Genomic DNA, 21040 nt, shown 5'->3' with positions numbered 1-21040 from the left:
CCAAGTTTCGCACAGCGGAGTTCAATTGCCGCTGATTGCGGACGTGCCATTTACTCGCGCGCGAGCGCAGTGCCCGATTTGGGCGGCCAAGCTGTGTCCAATTGGACACACCCGACCGCCTTGTCGCGCCCCCGCGCCAATCGGGTGCACAGGTGATATGCCTGTTGACCCGACGCTCCCGACGCCGAGGCCCCGCGACCCGATCGAGCTCACTCGCGATATCGCCGACAAGGTGCTCGAGCCACGCGTGGTCGAATCCGAGAAGACCGGAACCTTTCCGGACGGCGCGGGTCGGGCGAACCATCGGCGCCTACAGCCTTTCCGAAGCGAATGCCGGATCCGACGCGGCCGCGCTGCACTGCCGGGAGGCCACTGTGGTCCCGCTGAGACCATGATAGATGTTGTGGGACAAGGCCTTTCGAACGAATTCCACGCTCTGGACTCGCGTCGCCTCGGTATTGCGTCGGTCGCGCCGGGCCTCGCTCAGCGCGCCCTCGACGACGCCGTCGCCTATGCCAAGGAACGCGAGGCCTTCGGCTGCCACACCATCGACCACCAGGGCCTCGATTTCGCGCTCGTGGCCGCCGCCTTGGATTCGGCGCGCGCGACCTATGCACGGGGCCGAGGTCATGCAGATTTTCGAGGGCACCAACCAGATCCAACGTCTGGTCATCGCCCAGCAGTTCGCCGGACAATAGACACGGCGGGTCACCCGCCCGCCGCGAAGCGCAGCCGAGCCTCAGCAAGCCCCCAGTAAACTCGAGGCGACCTGGATCGATGACGAAAGGGCGTGAGCGATGCTGTGGGTACTGATCGGCGTTGTGATCCTGCTCGCGGCGGCCTACGTCATCTATCAGACGCAACAGAGCAAACAGCGCGCGGCACGGAAGTTCGACGATGCGGCCGCCGACGCCAGGCAGATGATCGAGCGACTCGCGGGTCAGGTCTACAACCTCACCGGCAGCAACGAGGCGGCTAAGCAGGCACTCGCCGACGCCTCGGAGCGGCACATCGCGGCCGGCTCACAGATCGAGCAAGCCCGCACGCCCGCCCAAGCGCGGCTGGCGAAGCAGACCGCGGTCGAGGGCATGTACTACATCCGCGCGGCGCGCACTGCGATGTTGATGGATCCGGGCCCGGTGATTCCGGCGCTGGACGGCCAGGACACCGCCGGGCGGGTCACGGAGAAGCGGGTCGTCGAATACGAGGGCCGCGAGGTCGCCGCTTCGCCGAGTCCCTCCGCGGAAACGCCGAATTACCATCCGGGCGGGCGCGTCGCGGGGCGGCCGGTGCCCGCGGGCTGGTACTCCGAGCCGTGGTGGCGGCCCGCATTGATCGGCGGCGCTTGGGGTTTGGGTTCGGCGCTACTGTTCTCGTCATTGTTCTCCGGAATGTCCGGGGTGGGGTATGACGCGCAGGGCTTCGAAAGTGGTTACGGCGAGGGGTATCAGGACGCACTCGATGCGGCGGGCGGGGATCAGGGGAACGACTCGGGTGATCAGGGCGGATACTCCGACGATCAAGGTGGGTACGACTCGGGTGGCGGGTCCGATGGGGGCGGTTTCGACGGCGGCGGGTTCGATGGGGGCGGGTTCGACGGTGGGTTCTGACGGACCTGGCCGACCGCGGCCGATACATGTGGAGTTGCCCGCGCGGTCGATACGACCGGAGCGACCAGCCCCCGCACACACGTCGTTGCGACTGAGATTGCCCCGAGCACAGATCTTGGACATCAGCCTTATTGTCTGAGACAGCCTGTTCCGTGTCTCGGTTTTTCTGATATCGACAACGAAGCCTCAGTCGAGGGGTCGGAGCCCGACAGGTGACAGAAGCCGACCTCACGCCAGGGGCCGACGCCTGACGGAGGGCAGGCCCGACAGAACGGCCCGAGCTCAACCCCCAACCCATCGCGCCCCCGAACAAATCGATGCGGCCCACCCGCCCCCGACCCGGTAGACTCCCGGTCGTCCCAACCGGTGCCCCGGCACCACCAGTTCAGCCCTCGTAGCTCAGGGGATAGAGCACCGCTCTCCTAAAGCGGGTGTCGCAGGTTCGAATCCTGCCGAGGGCACCAACCTACACCTGCATATCCGCAGTTCAGGGGCAGTTTTTGGCGTCGCAGTTTCGATCCCTAGGTAAGCCGCTTCGGCGAGGGCAGATGCGATCGCTTTCGGCGCGGCCCTGGTTGAGGTATTTGTGCAGCAAGTGCCGGTGTAGCCGAGGTCTTTGCTCTCGTCGAACAGATGCAGCACTGGAACGCCGGGCTGTTCGGTGCGGCGGCGGCGTAGGTGATCGCGGTAGGGGTCGACCAGACAGGCCCGGTATTGCGGTGGCCAGCGTAACTGGTCCGGCTTCCGAACGCGGGAATAACGCTTCACCGTGTTCAGCGACAACCCGAGCCGTCGGGCGCAGTCCAACAGTCCGACACCCTGATCGAGCAATTCATGCACCGCATGCCAGCGCTGCAACGTCGTCGTCTCGCGGGTGAGAGTCTGCCGTTTCGGGCCGGGTGCGGCCCAGCACCGGCAATGCGCGGCCACCGCATCTCTGACCGATCGGGCCAGTCCGTGTCACAGGCGCCAACGGCCGCTGGCACGCTGACCCCCGCACAACCATGCGCTACAACCGCGCCCGCACCAACCTCGACCGCCACCCCAACTACATCCTGGCGGCGTTCATGGCCTCAGCTACATGACATTTCAACATCCTGTACTAGCCGACTTCCGTGCGTCGCCCCGGGTGGGAGCCGCATGAAAATCGGCCGGGTGAGCCCGAAGTCGGAAGAACTGCACTGTGCGGTTTGATGTCGCACTGGACTGGATTACCGTGAGCCAGATCACAGTTGAGGTTGACCCAAGGTCAAGGTGGAAGCTCGGCGCAGCGGCACGATGCCGACGGGACACCCTAGCTTCGAGGAGCAGACCACCATGTCGATCATCCTTTCCGACCAGGACAAGAGCACCCTGCGGACCGCCGCCTACGGCACAGTGTCCCTGATGGCTGCTGCCTCCGGTGCGCCCCACAAGTCCGCCGCGAATGCCGTCATCGCCCTGACGTCGGCGACCGGTCTGGTCGGGCACGTACTCGCGGCGAGGACCAAGGACATCGAACTGATTGGCACGACCGTCGCCGAACTCGCCGACCGGGTATTTCCCGCCCTGACCGCAGCCATGCGGGTACTCGGTGCGCAAGCTCCAGCGGAGTCCGACAACTTCCGCGGCACAGTCCTGCGGGCCGTCGAAGCCGCTCAGACCCATTCGGATAAGCCCGGTTACGCCATGGTGGAGATGGCCCGCAAGATCACCGCCGTCCTCGACTCCGCCGGATCGACCGCTGTGGTCACCACGGCTGCTGCCGGGCAGGATCGCCCGGAGTTGCGGCGCGCGATCGAGGAGATCATCGATTCGGGTTTCGTCGGGGTTTCGGTGCGCGTGCGCGACGAGCGCGGTGAGTGGGCCGGTAGCGCCGGAGTGGCCGAGCTGGGCGGGACCGCGAAGCCGCCGATCGACGGACACGTCCGCATCGCCAGCAACACAAAGACTTTCACCGCGGCCCTGGTGCTGCGGTTGGTGGCCGAGGGCAAGCTCGGGTTGGACATCCCCGTGGTGGCCTATCTGCCCGAGTTCGCGCTGGACGAGCGGATCACGGTGCGAATGCTGTTGCAGCACACCAGCGGGATCTTCAACTTCACCGGCGAGCTCTACGCGGACGGGACGATCGTGGCAGGGATCCCCGCGCCGGGCACTCCCTGGGGAGGGCAATGGGTGGACGACCGGTTCCACACCTACCGGCCGCAGGAATTGGTGGAGCTGGCGTTGTCCAAGCCGACGCGATTCGAGCCGGGCACCGGCTGGAGCTACTCCAATACCAACTACGCGCTGGCCAGGCTGCTGATCGAGAAGGTCACCGGCCGCTCCTTCGCCGAGGAGATGCGGCGGCTGATCCTGGAGCCGCTCGCGCTGTCGGGCACCCTGGTGCCCGACAGCCCGGAGGTTCCCGAGCCGCACGCCCACGCCTACTACCGGTACGAAGAAGACGGCCGGGACACAACAGTCGACATCACCCGCCACGACCCGTCCTGGAACCCCAGCGGGGGTGACATGATCTCGACCACGCGGGACCTGGCTACCTTCATCTCCGCTCTGAACAGCGGGAAACTCCTTCCTGCCGAACTGCTTTCGGAGATGCGCACGCCGTTCCCCACGGGCATCCCGGGCATGGGCTACGGCCTGGGGGTGTTCGTGCAGGAAACGGCCTGCGGTGGAACCGTTATCACCCACAACGGCGGCCACGCGGGCTACGCGACGCTGATGTATGCCACGCCGGACGGCAGCAAGACCATGACCGCGTCGCTGACCTGCGTGGACGATTCCGCAATGTCCATCGCGGCACCGTTCCAGCTGGCGCAGCAGCGCCTCGTCAGCGAGGTGTTCTGCGGCGGGCAGGCCGATCTCGCCCAGCCGACCCCCTGAGCAACTGCGACCCGCGCGCCCTGACGGAGGACCACTCCCAGCCAAACCGCGAGGGGGCACGGCGAGCTCGCCGTGCCCCCTCGCATGCACTTCCCAACATCCCGCATACCCATTCATGAACTGTTCGAGGAGTTCTCGTCATGTACACCGCCGAAGGCAGACGACCAACCCGGATAGCCGAGCGGCTGCTCGACGACCGCCACTCCTTGCCGCTGTCCGTCGCCTTGCATCTCGTCCCCGGCGTCCTGATTGTCGTCGCCTACCTGCTCATCGGCGAACCATTCGCCAAGGCCATCGGATGCCCGGCCTTCCTAGGCTGGGCGATCGCGCTGTGCCTCATCCTGATACCGATCCAAGCCGGGCTGCTGTGGCTGGGGCACAAGTGCAACGGCCGCTTCTCGCTACTCGGAGTGCTGCACTACACCGAAAGACCGGTTCCGCGCGGGAAGCTCATCGTGGTGGTCACCGCACTCATCGGGTGGATGATGGCACTCGGGTTCGCGCTGGCGCCGTTGAACAACTTCTTCAAGCCCTTCTTCACCTGGCTGCCGTACGCGAATACCAGTGGCAGCGGTAACAACACCTACCTCGACCTCCACGGATACTCGCACTCGATACTGCTCACCACGACGCTGATCTGCCTGCCGCTGACCGGGATCTCGCTGCCGCTCATCGAGGAGCTGTACTTCCGCGGTTTCCTACTGCCCCGTATCGCCCACCTACGCGCCTGGGCGCCGGTGGTCAGTACCGTCCTGTTCGCGCTGTACCACCTGTGGTCGCCGTGGGTCTTCATATCGCGGGTGATCTTCACCTTTCCGGGGTACTGGTTCGTCTGGCAGCACAAAGACATCCGGCTGTCGATTGGGATGCACGTCGGCGTGACCTCGATCGTGGCAATGCTCGGCACCGCAGCCCTTGCGCTGGGCCTGATTTGAGGCAAGGCAGGCTGAACCCCATGCGGAATGGAGTCACGATCGGGCAGGCGGCGGCCTTCGTCGGCGTCACGGTGAAGACGGTGCGGCACTATCACAAGCTCGGCCTGGTCGCCGAGCCCGACCGCGACAGCTCCGGCTACCGGCGGTACGGATCCGACGATCTCCTGCGGCTGGTACAGGTCCGAACGCTGGCCGCCGCCGGGGTGCCGCTGGCCGAGATCGGGCCTTTGCTCGACGCCGACGCCGACCGATTCGCCGCCGCACTCGTCGATGTCGAGCGCGAGCTCACCGAGCGGATCGAGGAGATGACCGCACGGCGAGACACCCTGCGCCGGCTCGCCGATGGGGATCGGGCGCTGCTGGGCGACCGCGCGGTGACGCTACTGGAGCGGATGTCAGGTCTCGGGTTCCCCACGGACGAGGTCGCGACCGCCCGCGAAGGCTGGGTGCTGGCCAAAGCCCTTGTCCCGGAAGGCTTCGACGACTACCTCACCCATCTCGACCATGCCCTCGACGACCCCGGCTACGTCGCCTTGATCAAGCGCGCCGCCGAGGCCACGGCGTGGAAACCGGACGACCCCCGCGTCGCCAAGCTCGCCATCGAACTGGCCGACCACTTCCTCACCCACCCCGAACACTTGAAAGTCGTGACTGCCCTGCAGGCCCGCACCGATACCGCGACCCGCTACACGATGATCGCTCAGCACGGTGAAGAGCAGACCTCGGCCACGACGCGGGCAGCTGCGGATTTCGAGAACAGGCTCCGCGCCGCCGGCGTTCGGCTCCCCAGACCGAACACCCACTGATGCCACATTCCCATCCTCGGCTCGACGACCAGCCGGATCCACTCACCTTCACTCGAACCGACGTCGAACGGTATATGCCGTGGATGCAGGAGATCCCGGCTCAACCCCACGACCGTCGTGGGCCGTCTCACCCGCCAACGCACTACATTGCCGCTGACCGATCGGTCCGAGACGGCCGGCTCGGTGTCTCGGATGATCAATGAGCCGTGACGAGATCACCAAGTGGTTCGTGTACCGACGGGGTTGGGGGGGTGCCTCGCCGAGGGCTCCATTGAAACGGTAACGGCGGGCTACCCAACGCACCGCCATCGCGACGCTTAGATTGGATAAGTACCCACAATGACCAGTCGTTTTTCAGCGGCCCATGTTTTGCGTGTCCTGCCGAGGGCACTGTATTGCCGCAGGTCACGGGCTTGTTCCGCAAGCCCGATCCTTCGGCGTTCCTTTAGCGTCCACGTCGCCGATTGCGGAGCGAAGTCCACCAGGCGTACACCTCCGCTTGCTCGGCCTGCACGACCTCGTCGTCACCGTAGGCGTATTCGTAGGCTGGCTTGCCGCTGCTGGCGCACACGGCAATGGCTGGCAAGTTCGGCTCACCACGCTTGCGGCAGTCGACGGCCACGCCGTCGAGCAGCATGCCGATGTTCTGCGGGCTGTAGTAGCCAACCGCTTCGGCCAGCTGGGAGTAGGTGATCGTCCCCTCTTGCTGAGCGACTGCAATCAGTACCGCTCGGGCGATTGGAACAACGCGCACCTGGTGTGCAGTGGCACGGCGCACGGTGCCGTCGTGGCGGTGGATTTTGTCGCCGACTTGGATGGTTCGCATTGCGGGAGTGGTCCTTTTGGGCCTCGAATGGGTCATACGACCCGGCTATCGACGCTGGCCGATAGCCTGTTACCGGTCGCGCTCGGGCGTTCCCGAAAGCACTCTGATGACGAAGGCCTTCTGAGATATTGGAACGGCATGGACTGGACCGGCGATCGCAAGTCTTTCTCTGCCGTCGCTATCACCGGGCGGACCCGACAGGACGTCATGCAGGCCCCGAAGGTTCCGCTGTTCGGTACTCGTGCCTATGCGAAACGACAATCGCAGGAGTTGGCCGACGCGCTCGCCGAAAGCCAAAGACTCCGAGCGCACTTGGCGAGCATGGGAGGACTGGAGGTCACCGAACTGCCGCGCCTGCGCGAGCAGCTCGCGGCGCAGATCACCGAACCCCCAGACGCTGCTGGACAGCTTGCGAAAGCAAGTGATCGGCACTCGAGAGAAGCAGGGCGTAAGGCCCCGAACTGGCGGCCTCATGCACGGTGTGGTGTCCGGTCGACGTGTTGGTTGCTGCTGGTCCCGACATCAGATTTGCACGATTCGCTTGCGCGGGTGCATTACAGCGTTCTTTACCTCGGCACTGCACCCCATACCCACCTCGGTACCGACAGTGCTTGTGCTGTAGAGGACCTCGAGCGCACTCCAAGCAAGCCTTATTCTCGCGTGAATGCGAAGGTCCGGTACGGCTGGACGCGACCGGTGCGCATGGCCGACCATGGCTGACATGTTGCTCACGCGCGAGGCCGATCTGTTCGAAAGCTCCAGGGGCCGCCTGGAGGCGATGGCCTACCGCTTGCTGGGCTCGGCCGGCGACGCCCAGGACGCGGTGCAGGAGACGTATCTGCGCTGGCAGGCCGCCGACCGTGAGTACGTGGAGACGCCCGAGGCGTGGCTGACCAAGGTGCTCACCAATCTCTGCCTCAACCAGCTCACCTCAGCCCGGGCGCGCCGGGAAACCTATGTGGGGCAATGGCTTCCGGAGCCTCTGCTGGCCGGCGACCCGATGTTGGGCCCGGCCGACACCGTCGAACAGCGTGAATCGGTGTCGATCGCCATGCTCGCGCTCATGGAGCGGCTCACCGCCAAGGAGCGCGTGGTGTACGTGCTGCGCGAGGCCTTCGGCTACCCGCACCACGAGATAGCCGACCTGCTCGACATCACCGAATCCAATTGCCAGCAGGTCTATCGCCGCGCCAAACAGCACTTGGCCGTGGAACGGGCGCGCATCGAAGTGGACGAGGCCGCCGCCCGCCGGATCGTAGAGGAATTCCTGACCGCGGCGGTCAGCGGCCGGACCGACGAGCTGGTGCGGTTGCTCACCGATGACGCCGCCATCATCGGCGACGGCGGCGCCTTCTTCGCCACCTTGAACAGGCCGCTCGTCGGCGCCGAGCGCATCGCGCTGTTCGTGCGGCTCGCCATCAAACCGTCGGGCGCCAAGTGGGACAAGCTCGGCGGCAAGCCCACGCCGTTCGCCGCGATCGTCAATGGCAGGCCCGCGCTGGTCCTGGTGGCCGAGGATCGCATCGTCGGCGTCGTGGTGCTGGAGGTGACCGCCGACGGCATCGCCGGCGTGCACGCCCACGTCAACCCAGACAAGCTGGCGCACGCCAATCGCCAGTGGGCCACGTACACACCGGGAGCGCCCCTGCCCGATCTATGGTGACCCACATCATAGTCAGCTCCTGTCAGTATTCGTGAGGCTGTCCGGTTCAAGTTCCGAGCCCACCGAGACAGGAGCAACACCATGAAGCACCGCATCGTCGTCCTCGGAGCCGGGTACGCCGGAGCCACCGCCGCTGGCCGCCTGGCCAAGCGACTGCACCGCGACGACGTCGAGATCACCCTGGTCAACGCCGATCCCGACTTCGTCGAACGGGTGCGCCTGCACCAGCTCGCCGCCGGGCAGGACCTGCCGGTCCGCCCACTGCGGAAGATGTTCGCGGGCACCGGCGTTCAGGTGCGCATCGCATGGGTCGATTCGGTGGATGCGGACCGCAAGACCGTCGAACTGATCGGCGAGCAGGGGGCCGAGACCCTCGCCTACGACACACTCGTCTACGCCCTGGGCAGCACCGGCGCCGATTTCGGTGTGCCCGGCGTCGTCGAGCACGCCCACCAGGTGGCGAGCAAGCAGGCCGCGCTGCGGCTGCGGGAACGGCTGAACCAACTGCGGGCGGGCGAGACCGTGCTGATCGTGGGTGGCGGCCTGACCAGCATCGAGATCGCCACCGAGATCGCGGAGGCGCGCCCGGATCTGAAGGTCGCCATGGCCGCGCGCAGCGGTGTCGGCGACTGGCTCGACGAGAAGGCGCAGAGCCACCTGCGCGGCGCGTTCGAACGCTTCGGCATCACCGTCCACGAGCACGCCGACGTCACCCGGGTCACCGAAGGTGGCGTGGCCACCCGGTCGGGCGCGGAGATCCTCGCGCAAATGACCGTCTGGACAGCGGGATTCGCCGTGCACCCGATCGCGGCCGCCAGCACACTCACCGTCTCCGAGGCCGGGCGGATCGTCGTCGACGCCACCCAGCGCTCGGTCTCGCACCCGCACGTGTACGCCGTCGGCGATGCCGCGCACGCCGCGGGAGTGGGCGGCAAGACGCTGCGCATGGGCTGCGCCACCGCCTCCCCGATGGCCTGGCTGGGCGCCGACGCTATTGCCGCCCGGCTGACCGGACGTGAAGTCCCCGATGCCCCGATCGGCTACAACGGCCAGTGCATGAGCCTCGGCCGCCACGATGCCATCGTGCAGAAGGTGACCAAGGAGGATCAGCCGACCTCGAAGGTCGACGTGGGCCGGAAGGCCGTCCGCGCGAAGGAGCTGATCTGCTCGATCGCGGCCTGGTGCGTGCAGCACCCGACCCTGCTGGCGCCGAGCCGGCGTCGCCGGGTCGTCGAGACCGCCGCTGCGGCTCCGGTCGCGACCGTCTGAGCGCGGATGCGGAACCGGCACAGGTCCGCCCCAGCCGGAACGAGCTGGGGCGGACCGGTCTCGGTTCTATTGCCTCCAGTGCTCTCGACCGCCACCGATCACGCGCTCAGCGGCAACAGCGTGCGTCTGGCTGGAGTCGGATGTCCGCAGCCCCTTGATCTTCCGAGGTGCCAGGCAGCCGGTCCGGTCAGCGCGGGATGCGGCTGATCAGTACATGCGGGAGACCTGGAGGCATCCATATCTCGTGTCCGTCATGTGTCAGGACTCTGCGATCTTGACCAGCTGCTTGCCGAGGTTACGACCCTCGAAGACGGCACGCAACGCGCTCGGCGCGGATTCCAGTCCACTGCTGACGGTCTCGGCAATAGCGATCGCTCCCTGGGCCTGCCAGTCACGCAATGCCATGAAGGCTTCCGGAAAACGGTCGAGGTAATCGAGGAAGATGAACCCTTCCATACGCGCCCGGTCCAGCGCCAGCCTCATATAGTTCCGCGGCCCACATGCCGGATCGGCGCCCTGGTACCCGGAAGAGATCGCCCCGGCCAGGACGACACGCGCACGACGGGCCAGGTGCGCCAAACCATGCTCGAGGATACGGCCGCCCACACCGTCGAAGAAGACGTCGACGCCGTTGGGGGCAAGACGGGTCAAACAGGCATCGATATCGTCGTGTTTGTAGTCGAGGGCGGCATCCAGACCCGCATGCTCGGTGATCCAGGAGCACTTATCCGGGCCGCCGGCGATACCGATGACCATGCAGCCCAAAACCTTTGCGATCTGCCCCGCGATGGACCCGGTGACACCGGCCGCCGCCGAAACCAGCACCGTCTGGCCGGGCTCGGGACGGCCGATATCCGTCATACCGAAGTACGCGGTCAAACCCGGCGCTCCGAACAGACTCAGCATCGACGTAGGCGGCACACCGTCGGGCACCACGTTCAACCCGAACAACCCGCCCGCCGACCGGACGACATAGTCCTGCCACCCCACCATTCCCGCGACCCAGCTACCCACTGGACAATCCGGATCGTTCGAGCGCACCACCCGCCCGACACCACTACCACGCATCACTGCGCCGACCGGCACGGCGTCAATATAGTTGTCAGCCTCATTGAGCCAGCCCCGCTGGGTGGGATCGATCCCCAGCCAATGCACCCGAATCAAGGCCTCCCCCGGCCCCGGAACCGGCACCGGCACAGTCCTCAACTCGAAATCCTTGTCCCGCAGCGCCCCTACCGGCCGCCGCCCCAACACCCACTGCCTGTTCACCACATCCACCACCGGGCGATACTAGATCGCCTACACCCCGCCGCTCGACCCCATTTACTCCCGCGAAAAGGCACGATATTCGGCATGAGCGCGCACTTTCGGCAGCCGTACGGCGCTCTGTCCGTTGACCTTCCGAAGCCCCGCGCCGACCGCTTCGGTCAGCGAAGTATGCGGCAATAGCATGCGCTCGTTACAACGGCTTGGACGAGACGATCGCCTCGCTGGCCGCAAGAAGTCAGCACGACCACGACGAGCTGTTTGCCGTTTCAGGGACCTCGGTCGGTGGCCTGTTCGGCGTCTCCGAACGTCGGCATGTGCGTACACCGTCGTCCGGCGTAAGTCGCAGTGCCCGTCCGACGCTGGGCCGTTCACCGACCGGTCACTTGATCTGCTCGGCCAGCGCGACGAGGATGCCTGCGGGGCCGCGGAGGTAGCAGAGCCGGTAGCTGTTCTCGTACTGCACCAGCTCGCCGAGGAGTTCGGCTCCATGTGGCCGCAAGCGGTCGAGGATGTCGTCGATGTCTTCGACAGCGAACATGATGCGATGCATGCCCAGCGTGTTCGCCGGAGCACGCGGGTCACCGTCTCGGGTCGACGGCGTCTGGTACTTGGTCAGCTCGAGCCGTCCGTGGCCGTCCGGGGTGCGCATCATCGCGATGTCCGATCGGACTCCCTCGAGCCCGACGAGGCGATCCACCGCGCTGCCCTCGACTGTCGCCTCGCCTTCCAGCTCCAGTCCGAGTGCGACGAAGAACGCCGTAGCAGCCGCGAGGTCGTCGACGACGATGGCGATGTTGTCCATCCGCTGGATTGTCCCGCGCCCGGGTTGGGGGCCTCGCTGATCGGTGTCGTCCATAATGATCTCCTTTCGGGGGCGGCCGCTGGGTTCGGCGGCGTGTGTGTGTTCAGGACCCGACGCGGGTGGTGTCGGTGCCGTAGATGTGCAGCCTGATGGCGGTCTCGTCGCCGACGTTGCGGATGCGGTGGATGTCGCCGGCGGCGCGAAGCCGCTGACCTCGCCGCTGCGGCGCAGGCGATTTCGCCACGTCGGCAGGTCGGTCACGTCTGGACTCCCGTCTTTCGGTCTATCCAGAGGAAACGACGAGGGAGCCACCCGAAATTCATCGGTGCAGCCGAGGTCCTGTACACGCCCCTGCGAACAGCTCTGTATTCGGCATGTGCGCGTGTTGAGTTGTTATGTGCCCGAGGCCATGTAGGCGGCGAGGATGTAATTCGGGTGACGGTCGAGATTGGTCCGAGCACGGTGTTCCTCGCCGTCGGACTGCAGGTCTCGAAGATCCGCAACCCGAGCAGTCCGAGCATCGCTACGAGTGCGAAGTCGAATTGGTTGGCGGAATCGCGCGCCGGTGTGAGCAGTACTTCGAACTGTAGGTGCGCAAGTCGCCGACAATGGAGACAATCTGGGCCGCCGGGCACGATCGGTATCCGCGCGCCAACTCGGTCCCGTCAGCGCAGATGTCATCCGCGTCGACTGCTGTACAAGCCGGTGCGAGTGCCGAAATCGACGGTCGCACGGGCTGGTGGCCAGCGAACCGAGCCCGCCGAATGGTCACGCACTCGGACCTGAGCCGGACCGAACTAGGTACCCCTTGGCACCCAACGCGACAGATATGTCGCAGACGTGGGGCCCAACTGGATGTATCGAAGTTAACGATCACTTTGCTGATGTGGGGCTTTTGCGCTGGTTGGCATTGAAGCGCGCTTTCTTCTGACGATTCCCGCACGTGTTCATGTCACACCATTTGCGGGTGCGACTTTGACTGGTATCGAAGAAGGCGGCTCGGCAGGTTGGCGATGCGCACAAGGCCAATTTTCCGTCTCGTTCGCCTGCGATGATGCTGATCGCGTCGGCGGCGATTACGCCTAGGGCATCTTCCACGCAGGAAGCCGAACTAAGTCGCCATTGGCGATTGCCGTCGGGCGTCAGGATAGCCGCGGCCCGACCCCGAATGCTGCAGTCATTGATGACTTGGACAGCAGACGCGGGGAGAGCGTCTTGGATCGCGGCCGCTGTCGCGGCGGCGTGAATTGATTCCCTCAGTTCCCAAGCGAGTTCGAGCTGGGCGGTGGTGCAGGAGTCCACGGCAAGGCCGTTCACTGCCAGCCAGTCGACGAGTCGCTGCGGCGTGGGAATGCGCTCCACAGCGTCGCCATGACGCTCCGACAGAGTCCCCGTGAAGCTGGTCGCCAGCACGTTACCGAGGCGAAAGTCAGGGAACCCAGCACGCATGGAACCACCTTAGCGGGTTGCACGCTGGCATGGAGACATGTTAGAACCGTCTAAGCCGGTTCACGATAGGTCGTAGCCGGTTCCGCGATAGCCAGGAGGTCTCATGCCCCGTACAACCAGCGACGTGCAAGCATTTGAAGCCCACGCACCTGACGCTGACCTCGACGATCTGCGCGCGCGACTGGCCGCGGCGCGGCTACCGGAAGCTGAGACGGTCTATCGCGCCGCGCCCGACCCTCGCCGATGGGAACAGGGCGTTCCTCTCGCCGACCTCGTCGATGTCGTGAACTATTGGCGCGCCGGGTACAACTGGCGGTCGTTCGAAGAGCGCCTCAACCGGATCGGCCAGTTCCGCACGACTATTGATGATCTGGGAATCCACTTCCTGCACCGCCGATCCGCGCGTGCAGATGCCACTCCTCTGATCTTGACGCACGGCTGGCCAGACAGCATTGCTCGGTTCATCGATGTAGTAGACGAGCTGGCAGATCCGAAAGATGCAGACACGCCAGCGTTCCACGTCGTGGTTCCATCGCTACCGGGCTTTGGTTACAGCGACAAGCCGGCCACCACCGGGTGGGGAACCGAAAAGATCGCGGCCGCATGGGTGGAACTGATGGGAAGGCTCGGCTACAGCAAGTTCGCAGCCCACGGCGGCGACTGGGGAGGTGTGATCACCACGGTCCTCGGCGGCAGGTTCCCGGCGCACGTTCTCGGCATCCACACAACTTTCGCGCAGGCACCGCCCGGGTTGACAACGGACGGGCTGACGGCGGCCGAGCGCAAATGGACCGAGGAAACCCGCGATTTCTGGCGCCACCGCGCGGCGTACGCGAAACAGCAGGCGACCCGACCGCAGACCATCGGCTACTCGCTCGTCGACTCACCGGTCGGGCTGCTTGCCTGGATCCTCGACAAGTTCGCTGAGTGGACAGATACCGAAGATAGCCCGTTCGAGACGATTTCCAGAGACAGCATTCTTGACAACATCACCCTGTACTGGCTGACGCGGACCGGCGCATCGGCGGCCCGCATCTACTACGAAAGCCACAACTCGCTCGACCCCGAACTTCGGGTCGACGTCCCGTCAGCAATCACTATGTATCCCCACGACGTCGAGAAGTGTCCGCGCCCCTGGGCACAGGAGCGGTACCGACAGATCGTCCGATGGAGGTCGCCCGAAACCGGGGGACATTTCCCGTCGCTGGAGGTTCCCGAGTATTTCGTCAAGGACCTGCAAGAAGGCTTCGCGGCAGTGCTGGCCGCTAATCGGTGAACGCGGCTGGTGCCGGGACTCGGAATTAGTCCGAGGATCCGAGGATGCAGAACGGCGAAATTTTGTTGCATCCGGTGCAAACATCAGGCCGAATCGACGCAGGTCAGAAGTGACGAAATCTGTTGGGGAAGCAAATAATACGAGCTTCACAACACATAATCGGCATGACCGGATGTCTCGTTCTCGTTAGTCTCGCATCGCCCGAGTTCTCAGCACGTCGACCTCGCAGCCCGGCGAGGTCGGGTCGAAGCCGTGCTCGACCAGCCAGCGGACCCCCAGCAGGCTTCGCAACGACCACCACGCGCGGATCACGTCGAGGTCGACGTGAGTGCCTTATCCGGTGACGACGTCGCCGAGGTGCTCCTCGTGCCCGAGCGTCAAGGTGGCGAGGTCGTAGTGGCGAGGTCGTAAAGGGCATCACCCCGGCCCGCCTCGGACCAATCGAGCACGCCGGTGATCTCGCCACCGTCGACGAACACGTGGGCGACCTGCAGGTCGCCGTGCGTGAACACCGGAGTCCACGGCCGGAGCGCAGCCTCGGCAATCTCGCGGTTGCGCGTGACCACGTCGGTGGGAAGAACGCCGTTCGTGACGAGCCACGCGCATTCGCCGTCGAGCTGCGATGCGACCTCGTCAAGGCTGCGACCGGGCCATGGCGGCAGCGGCGCGTCGTGCAGCATCCGATCGAACACCGACAGCGCCGCGGGCGGCAGCTGGCTCGATGATCGTCGGCGGCCCGCAACCAGCCGCACAGTCTGGGATGCACCCCACGACCGGCCCGGAAAAGAGTAGACCTTCGCAACACCTCGAATACTCTTCCGGCGATTCTGAATTCGAATAACCGCTGATGTGGGAGGGTGCGGCCCATGCTGATCGAATACGGGGTGTGGGTTACGCGGTTGGCGCTCGCCGTGGTGTTCGGGTTGTCGGCCTGGGGGAAACTGGCCGATCGCGCCGGTACGCGGCAGGCGGTTGGGGAGTTCGAGGTGCCGGTGCGGTGGGTGCCCGCTTTGGCGTGGGGGCTGCCGGTCGCCGAGGCGGTGTTGGCGGTCGGCGTCGTCCTGTCGCGGACTGCCGCCGCGGCGGCGGTCGGCGCGCTGCTCCTGCTGACGGTCTTCACGTTGGTCATGGTCGGCTTGTTGCGGCGGGGCAAGCGTCCCTCCTGCTCATGCTTCGGCGCGGCGAGTACGACGCCGATCGGCGCGCGCAGCATCGTGCGCAACGGTGTGCTGATGATGCTCGCGGCGGTGGCGCTGTGGGGCGCGTTGGCCCGTCCCTCGGTGCCCGCCGAACTGGCTGCCGATGCCGCGACCGGGCTCGCGCTCGGTGCGCTGCTGTGCGGGGTCCTGGGGTGGCTGGTCGGTCAGGTCGGCGCGCTGCGGCGTCGGCTGGACGAACAGGCGCTCTCGACGCTGGGGGCCGAGGGCTTGCCGGTCGGCTCGGTCGCGCCGGAGTTCGAGTTGCTCGACGTCGCGGGCGCCCGCACGAACCTCGCGGATCTGCTCTCGGGGGGCCGGGCAGTGCTGCTGGTGTTCGTGCACCCGGGCTGTGAGATGTGCGCCGCGCTGGCCCGTGAGCTGCCGCGGTGGCGGGCGCGCACGGCCATGACCATGGTCGTCGTCGGGAACGGCGATGCCGATGAGCAGGCCGTTTGGGGTGCCGAACAGGGTCTGGGCGAGATCCCGTCGCTGGTGCAGCAGGGCAACGAGGCAGCGCTGCGATATCGCGTCCGCGGTACACCGTCGGCTGTGCTGATCGACGCTGAGGGCCGGGTCGCCGCGCCCGTCGCGCGGGGCGCTATCGCGATCCGTGAGTTGATTCTCGCCGGGAAATCGATCCGAGCCCAGCTTTCCTCTCGAAGCAACGGCCACAACGCCGCTAACCAGGGTCGGAACTGACCCCTCGGCCAGGTTACCTACGTAGAAAACCGGCTGTCAGTCGAAATTGTTTGTCGCACAGAGATTTTCGTATACAACAGCGCTCTCACGCCGATACGATGCTGAGTGCATCGATGCAGAACCGCGCGCGACCCCCATCCACTACTTTTGGCAGGGAGATGTCATGGCGGACTTCGCATTCACCGATTACTCCGGCAAGGAATTCATCATCCGGCTCAATAACGAGCAGCGCATCGAGGAAGCGCGTCGGATCCTGGCCGGCGATGAGCAGATGTCGATCCATGTCATGGGACGCATCAGGAAACAAGAGGTCGACTACAACCCGGGTTGGAGCTTCCACCTCGACCCCGACACGATCACCTTCTTCACCATGGCGATCGAGGTCTGCGACTCGTCTATCACCTACCTCGAGGATCACCTGGACGAGGCTTGCGGCCCATTCCTACCGGGTTGCTTCTGGTGTCCGTGGTCTTCCCGACTCACCCGAGAGATCCGCTGATCGCGACGCCGTCCGCGGCAGACCCCGGCCGAAGCTTTCGGCCGGGGTCTCACCGAACCGGCCGAGCAGTCCGCAACGTAGCCGCCGCTCACCAACCACCGAGCCGCTGGAACGGCATGGTCACGCACGCCGCTGCCGGCGCGGTGTCGTCGATCCAGACCTCGTTGGCCTCGTAGCTGTCGGGCGATGGACCATTTCGCAGGCGCTCACCTGCACTCGAAGGATCGGCGCTGCATGAATTCACATGCACATACGCGCGATACGTCTGGCGTGGCCGCACACCGGTGAGGTCGAGCATCACGCTCATGCCTCCCCACTTGTCGAGTGCCTCGGTGACCGTGACCCGGCCGCCGAAAGGCACAGCGGCCGGGTCATAGCTGATTGCGGACACACCACCGGGATCAGTCGAAAACTGCTCGGGCGATGCGAACTCGGCCGAGATGGTGACCCGAGCCGGAGGTGCTGCCGAGGCGGGAGCGCCACCGACCAATAAACCGAGGGGTGAAATGGCGACGAGGTGAGCAAATACGTTGCGGCACAATGGCATGCTCCGAATTGTCCTCGACCGGGAGCGGAGGTCGGTCGCCGCACATGCGGTGACCGACCATGTCCCGTTGACGTGCTGAGGCGCCGATCCACGCTGCCCAGGGGGCAAATCAACCCTGACGGATGTCGCGGGGACTGGCTTCGAAGCGCTGACGGAAGGCTGTGCTGAAGGCGCTTGCCGAGCCGAAGCCGAGTCCCAGGGCGATGTCGGCGATGCTCCACTGCCGATATGCCGGATTCCGCAGGCGCAGATAGGCGAGACGCAGGCGTTCTTCCTTGATGAGTTCGCGCGGCGTGGTGCCGGCGTGCTGGAGTGCGAGCTGGATTTGGCGCAGGGACCAGCCGAGGGCATGGGCGATGGTGGTGCCGGTGAGGCTCGCATCCTCGACGTGGGTGCGGACGTATTGGCGGATAGCCGATTCCACGTCGTCGAGATGATTGGGTGCGGTGGGATAGTCGCCGACGATGTGCATGCACAGCAGCTCGACCAGCCGTTCGGCGACGGCGTCGAACTGCGGGCTGGTAAGGATGGCGCCCTCGGCGAACAACCCGGTGGCGAGATCGCCGACCACCCGGCCAAGTCCTGCGGTGAGGTCCAGCGGCCGTGCCGGTGGCGTCTGGCCGCCGAGACGATGATCGATCTGTCCTCGCGGAATGGTCATGAGCAGCCCTTGGGCGCCATCGCCCTGCGAGAACGCCAGCGGTTGGTCGATGGTCACCAGACCGGCGACGCCGGGGGCGATACATGCGTGCTGGTCGTGCTGGAAGATGACCATTTCGCCACTGATGGGCAGCAGCAATCGATAGTCGTCGTCGGAGTCGTGGTGCACATGTCGAGCAGTCCGGTAGTAGGTCACGGCGTCGGATTCCCATCCGACGAGCTGGTAGTTGTCGGTGCGGTGCCGCGTTGTGCGACCGTGGAAGTCACCGCCACGCTGGAAGGCGTATCCGAAACGCCGGTGGTAGGAGTTGATCAGCTCGGCCCAGTAGTCCGCGCGTTCATCAGGTGTGACGGTGCGTGTGGTGGCCGACTCGACGAATACGGCTCGGTGATCCACGTATCACCTTCCTACGTTTGATCTGTCCGCACCCGAGAACACGCAGCGCATAGGTGGTTGCGCACAGGATAGGGCGGTTCATGAACACCCGGCCACCGAAGTACTCCGGCGAACGCTGCGCGTGGCGGCATTTTTCCTGCGTCCACCGACAACTGGGGCACGCGCGCCGCTCCTACCGTGTCTGGTGTTGCCATGGGAGGAAGCATGGCAAGTCGGCGAGCGAAATGTGAGGAGTATCGATGCGCAGGGTAGTAATGGGCCACAACGACTCCGGCGAAACTCAGATCCTGTCCGACGCGAACATCGCCCCGATCACCATCGCCTTGCTACCCGGGGCGACCGTGCACCGCATGTGGGAGTTGGACGCGGTTCCCGCCCTGCCGGTGACCACCGCGCCGACCTCGGCGACCGGTACGTACTTTCCAGGCCCTGGCGGGCTGCGTTTCGGCTATATCACCATCCCGGCTGGACTGTCCTATGAGCCGCCCGCGGACGTGTCCGCCTCGGCCATGGAAGCAGCCATTGCCGAGGCGGACGCGAAGCTGCCGGGGATGATGGCTACCTTCGATACGACGCGGCCGGGAATACATACCACCCCTACGGTCGATTTCGTGGTCGTGTTGTCCGGCGAGGGCCGGATGCGGACAGACAACGGAATCGACGTGCCGCTGCGCGCTGGTGACTGCGTGATCCAGAACGGCTCCGCTCATGGCTGGTTCAACGACGGCACGGAGCCGTTCGTGTTCTGTTACACCCTGTGCGGTGCCCGACAATAATGTGGATTCACACCAGTCGCTGCCGCACATTCCGATACGCACCCACCACGGCGAATGCGTGCGCTGTCGAACTCGCGCCGTCGGCGGTCGGGGCGACCAGACTATTCTTCGACTGTCTCGTCTTGACGGTCGGCGTCGAACGCGGCGATCTCGCGCTGGGAGCAGCGGCCACGCAAATCGTCCGGCGGATTGCCACCGAAACCGACGCGGCATACATCGTCATCAGCGGATTCGCTCAGTTGACGAGCTCGGCCGAACGATCCAGTACGGCAACCGGACTGGATCTGCTGTCACATATCGCCGATGTATTGGACTTGCTCTCCGAGCTCACCGAACGCCTGGAAGAACGCGGCGAACGGGTCCATCTGACGCCGTTCGGCTGGCACAAGCGCTCACATGCCGAGGTCTGCGGGCAGCGGGTCATCCACCTGCCCCATGCCACCGATCGCACCGGTGCGGAACCCGCCGAAACCGTCGTGGCCAACTGCTCCGTCGACCACGACCGCTCCCGCATCTGTCCGCGACGCGACTCGACGCGGCACTACAGATTTCGCCGCTCGACCGGTCGACGTGCCATGTGAGGACCAGAATTCTTACCCACTGGCGGGGACTGCTGCCTTCGACGTCCTGACTAGGCTGCATGGTGCAATGAGCCGAAAAGCGAAAGGTAGCAATATGATCCGGAAGGTTCTGCTGGCGGTTACGGCCGGTGTCCTGATCAGCACACCCGCGACGGCGTCGGCCGAAGTGGCCGTCGTCGACCAGCCCGCTACCGCACAGGAGGTGGCGATCAGCACCGGATCGGGCGTCGCTGACACCGTCATCAATGGATTGATCGCCATTATCTTCGGTCCGAACGATCCCTCGACCTGCAAGTTCCCCTACTGCTTCTGAACTTGCGCCGGTGGACCAGCCGCTTGAAACGGGTACCGGGCGCACGGCCCGGTACCCGTTATTTGTTCATCGGTTCAGTTGAAACGCACCGCGAGGATCGGCACGTCGGCATTGCGGAGATTGCCCGCGATGCACGACCCCGCCATTGCCACGGCATTGCCGATCGGACCTTGTTCGACCACCAGTTGGCCACCCGCACCGGGGCCATCGGTGATGGTCACGGTGTTGGACATCGACCTGGCGACACCACCCGGCACATGCCACGGCCCGCTGATCCGGCTGACCACACCGTTGGACCAGTTGACCTTGCCGTCGATCTGACCGTCGGCACCGTTGCAGCTGCCGTTTCCACTGAAGGTGCCGCTGACCGTGGCCTCGGACGCGGGTGCGCCCGTGCAACCGGTGAGATTGGCGATCCATGTGGCCGTGGTCGGCGCGACCGACATCCCGAGCGGGCTTGTGTTGTAACTGAATTGGCCGCCGGAGCAGCCGCCGGCAATCGGATCGGCCGCGGCCTGCTGGGTGCCGACCAACGCGGCGGCGAGTGCGGAGACTGCGACCGAAGCTGTGGCGATCTTCCGGGAAATTGCCATGACGAATAC

General features: G+C 65.4%; 22 protein-coding genes, 1 tRNA gene and 2 pseudogenes. 15 read left to right on the top strand and 10 right to left on the bottom strand.

The genetic code is table 11. The features are described from left to right. Positions 1-157: 157 nt before the first annotated feature. The 3 genes and pseudogenes from OIE68_RS35815 to OIE68_RS35805 all read left to right on the top strand — a co-directional run bounded on the left by OIE68_RS35815 (position 158) and on the right by OIE68_RS35805 (position 2074). Positions 158-698: pseudogene (locus OIE68_RS35815) on the top strand (acyl-CoA dehydrogenase family protein). Positions 699-797: 99 nt separating this feature from the next. Then, positions 798-1610: a DUF1542 domain-containing protein gene (locus tag OIE68_RS35810; RefSeq protein WP_419150610.1), complete on the top strand. Its 813-nt coding sequence runs from the start codon at positions 798-800 to the stop codon at positions 1608-1610. Positions 1611-1998: 388 nt separating this feature from the next. After that, positions 1999-2074 (top strand) — tRNA-Arg (locus tag OIE68_RS35805). Between the two features lie 71 nt (positions 2075-2145). On the opposite strand, the pseudogene OIE68_RS35800 reads toward OIE68_RS35805, so the two are convergent. Then, positions 2146-2570 (bottom strand): annotated as a pseudogene (locus OIE68_RS35800) (ISL3 family transposase); the annotation flags it as partial. A gap of 357 nt (positions 2571-2927) precedes the next feature. On the opposite strand from OIE68_RS35800, the gene OIE68_RS35795 reads away from it, so the two are divergent. The 3 genes from OIE68_RS35795 (at position 2928) to OIE68_RS35785 (ending at position 6213) form a co-directional block, all read left to right on the top strand. Beyond that, on the top strand, positions 2928-4472 hold the full coding sequence (locus OIE68_RS35795) for a serine hydrolase domain-containing protein (protein WP_327095362.1): 1545 nt from the start codon (positions 2928-2930) through the stop codon (positions 4470-4472). Between the two features lie 140 nt (positions 4473-4612). Then, the gene (locus OIE68_RS35790; RefSeq protein WP_327095361.1) at positions 4613-5407 is read left to right on the top strand and encodes a CPBP family intramembrane glutamic endopeptidase; all 795 of its coding nucleotides are present in this window, start codon (positions 4613-4615) and stop codon (positions 5405-5407) included. A gap of 20 nt (positions 5408-5427) precedes the next feature. Beyond that, entirely contained in the window at positions 5428-6213 is a 786-nt protein-coding gene (locus OIE68_RS35785) for a MerR family transcriptional regulator (protein WP_327095360.1), read from the top strand. A 445-nt stretch (positions 6214-6658) separates the two neighbouring features. Here OIE68_RS35785 and OIE68_RS35780 read toward each other — a convergent pair whose 3' ends face one another. Continuing rightward, the gene (locus OIE68_RS35780) at positions 6659-7039 is read right to left on the bottom strand and encodes a hypothetical protein (protein WP_327095359.1); all 381 of its coding nucleotides are present in this window, start codon (positions 7037-7039) and stop codon (positions 6659-6661) included. A 138-nt stretch (positions 7040-7177) separates the two neighbouring features. Here OIE68_RS35780 and OIE68_RS35775 point away from each other — a divergent pair, with 138 nt between their 5' ends. From OIE68_RS35775 to OIE68_RS35765, 3 genes are all read left to right on the top strand, one after another. Next, positions 7178-7759 (top strand): hypothetical protein, encoded by a 582-nt coding sequence (locus OIE68_RS35775; protein ID WP_327095358.1) that lies wholly within the window; start codon positions 7178-7180, stop codon positions 7757-7759. A 1-nt stretch (position 7760) separates the two neighbouring features. Beyond that, positions 7761-8702, top strand: a complete 942-nt coding sequence (gene sigJ / locus OIE68_RS35770; protein WP_327095357.1) for an RNA polymerase sigma factor SigJ — start codon at positions 7761-7763, stop codon at positions 8700-8702. An 81-nt stretch (positions 8703-8783) separates the two neighbouring features. Continuing rightward, positions 8784-9971, top strand: coding sequence for an NAD(P)/FAD-dependent oxidoreductase (locus OIE68_RS35765; protein WP_327095356.1), 1188 nt, complete (start codon positions 8784-8786; stop codon positions 9969-9971). Positions 9972-10229: 258 nt separating this feature from the next. Here OIE68_RS35765 and OIE68_RS35760 read toward each other — a convergent pair whose 3' ends face one another. The 4 genes from OIE68_RS35760 to OIE68_RS35745 all read right to left on the bottom strand — a co-directional run bounded on the left by OIE68_RS35760 (position 10230) and on the right by OIE68_RS35745 (position 13491). Further along, on the bottom strand, positions 10230-11252 hold the full coding sequence (locus OIE68_RS35760; RefSeq protein ID WP_327095355.1) for an NADP-dependent oxidoreductase: 1023 nt from the start codon (positions 11250-11252) through the stop codon (positions 10230-10232). A 367-nt stretch (positions 11253-11619) separates the two neighbouring features. Then, the gene (locus tag OIE68_RS35755) at positions 11620-12096 is read right to left on the bottom strand and encodes a VOC family protein (RefSeq protein ID WP_327095354.1); all 477 of its coding nucleotides are present in this window, start codon (positions 12094-12096) and stop codon (positions 11620-11622) included. 49 nt (positions 12097-12145) lie between these two features. Next, positions 12146-12286: a hypothetical protein gene (locus OIE68_RS35750; RefSeq protein WP_327095353.1), complete on the bottom strand. Its 141-nt coding sequence runs from the start codon at positions 12284-12286 to the stop codon at positions 12146-12148. Positions 12287-12915: 629 nt separating this feature from the next. Continuing rightward, positions 12916-13491, bottom strand: a complete 576-nt coding sequence (locus OIE68_RS35745) for a CGNR zinc finger domain-containing protein (protein ID WP_327095351.1) — start codon at positions 13489-13491, stop codon at positions 12916-12918. 103 nt (positions 13492-13594) lie between these two features. On the opposite strand from OIE68_RS35745, the gene OIE68_RS35740 reads away from it, so the two are divergent. Further along, positions 13595-14767: an epoxide hydrolase family protein gene (locus tag OIE68_RS35740; RefSeq protein ID WP_327095350.1), complete on the top strand. Its 1173-nt coding sequence runs from the start codon at positions 13595-13597 to the stop codon at positions 14765-14767. A gap of 377 nt (positions 14768-15144) precedes the next feature. Here the strand turns inward: OIE68_RS35740 and OIE68_RS35735 are convergent, their stop codons facing one another. Next, entirely contained in the window at positions 15145-15519 is a 375-nt protein-coding gene (locus OIE68_RS35735; protein ID WP_327095349.1) for a phosphotransferase, read from the bottom strand. A gap of 114 nt (positions 15520-15633) precedes the next feature. Between OIE68_RS35735 and OIE68_RS35730 the strand changes: the two genes are divergently transcribed. Further along, entirely contained in the window at positions 15634-16665 is a 1032-nt protein-coding gene (locus OIE68_RS35730; protein WP_327095348.1) for a peroxiredoxin family protein, read from the top strand. Between the two features lie 163 nt (positions 16666-16828). Beyond that, complete coding sequence (locus OIE68_RS35725) at positions 16829-17164, top strand: calmodulin (RefSeq protein ID WP_327095347.1); 336 nt, start codon at positions 16829-16831, stop codon at positions 17162-17164. 88 nt (positions 17165-17252) lie between these two features. Here the strand turns inward: OIE68_RS35725 and OIE68_RS35720 are convergent, their stop codons facing one another. Next, on the bottom strand, positions 17253-17555 hold the full coding sequence (locus tag OIE68_RS35720) for a hypothetical protein (RefSeq protein ID WP_327095346.1): 303 nt from the start codon (positions 17553-17555) through the stop codon (positions 17253-17255). Between the two features lie 265 nt (positions 17556-17820). Beyond that, on the bottom strand, positions 17821-18768 hold the full coding sequence (locus OIE68_RS35715; protein ID WP_327095345.1) for a helix-turn-helix domain-containing protein: 948 nt from the start codon (positions 18766-18768) through the stop codon (positions 17821-17823). Between the two features lie 239 nt (positions 18769-19007). Between OIE68_RS35715 and OIE68_RS35710 the strand changes: the two genes are divergently transcribed. The 3 genes from OIE68_RS35710 (at position 19008) to OIE68_RS35700 (ending at position 20438) form a co-directional block, all read left to right on the top strand. Beyond that, positions 19008-19544, top strand: a complete 537-nt coding sequence (locus tag OIE68_RS35710) for a cupin domain-containing protein (protein WP_327095344.1) — start codon at positions 19008-19010, stop codon at positions 19542-19544. Next, positions 19544-20125, top strand: a complete 582-nt coding sequence (locus OIE68_RS35705; RefSeq protein WP_327095343.1) for a threonyl-tRNA synthetase editing domain-containing protein — start codon at positions 19544-19546, stop codon at positions 20123-20125. Before OIE68_RS35710 ends, OIE68_RS35705 begins: the two co-directional genes overlap by 1 nt. A gap of 94 nt (positions 20126-20219) precedes the next feature. Next, on the top strand, positions 20220-20438 hold the full coding sequence (locus tag OIE68_RS35700; RefSeq protein WP_327095342.1) for a hypothetical protein: 219 nt from the start codon (positions 20220-20222) through the stop codon (positions 20436-20438). Between the two features lie 74 nt (positions 20439-20512). Here the strand turns inward: OIE68_RS35700 and OIE68_RS35695 are convergent, their stop codons facing one another. Further along, a complete protein-coding gene (locus OIE68_RS35695; protein ID WP_327095341.1) occupies positions 20513-21031 on the bottom strand; it encodes a hypothetical protein in 519 nt (172 codons plus the stop codon). Between the last annotated feature and the right edge of the window lie 9 nt (positions 21032-21040).

The sequence above is a fragment of the Nocardia vinacea genome, from assembly GCF_035920345.1.
Lineage (GTDB): Bacteria > Actinomycetota > Actinomycetes > Mycobacteriales > Mycobacteriaceae > Nocardia > Nocardia vinacea_A.
This window is presented reverse-complemented; position numbering and strand designations above follow the sequence as displayed.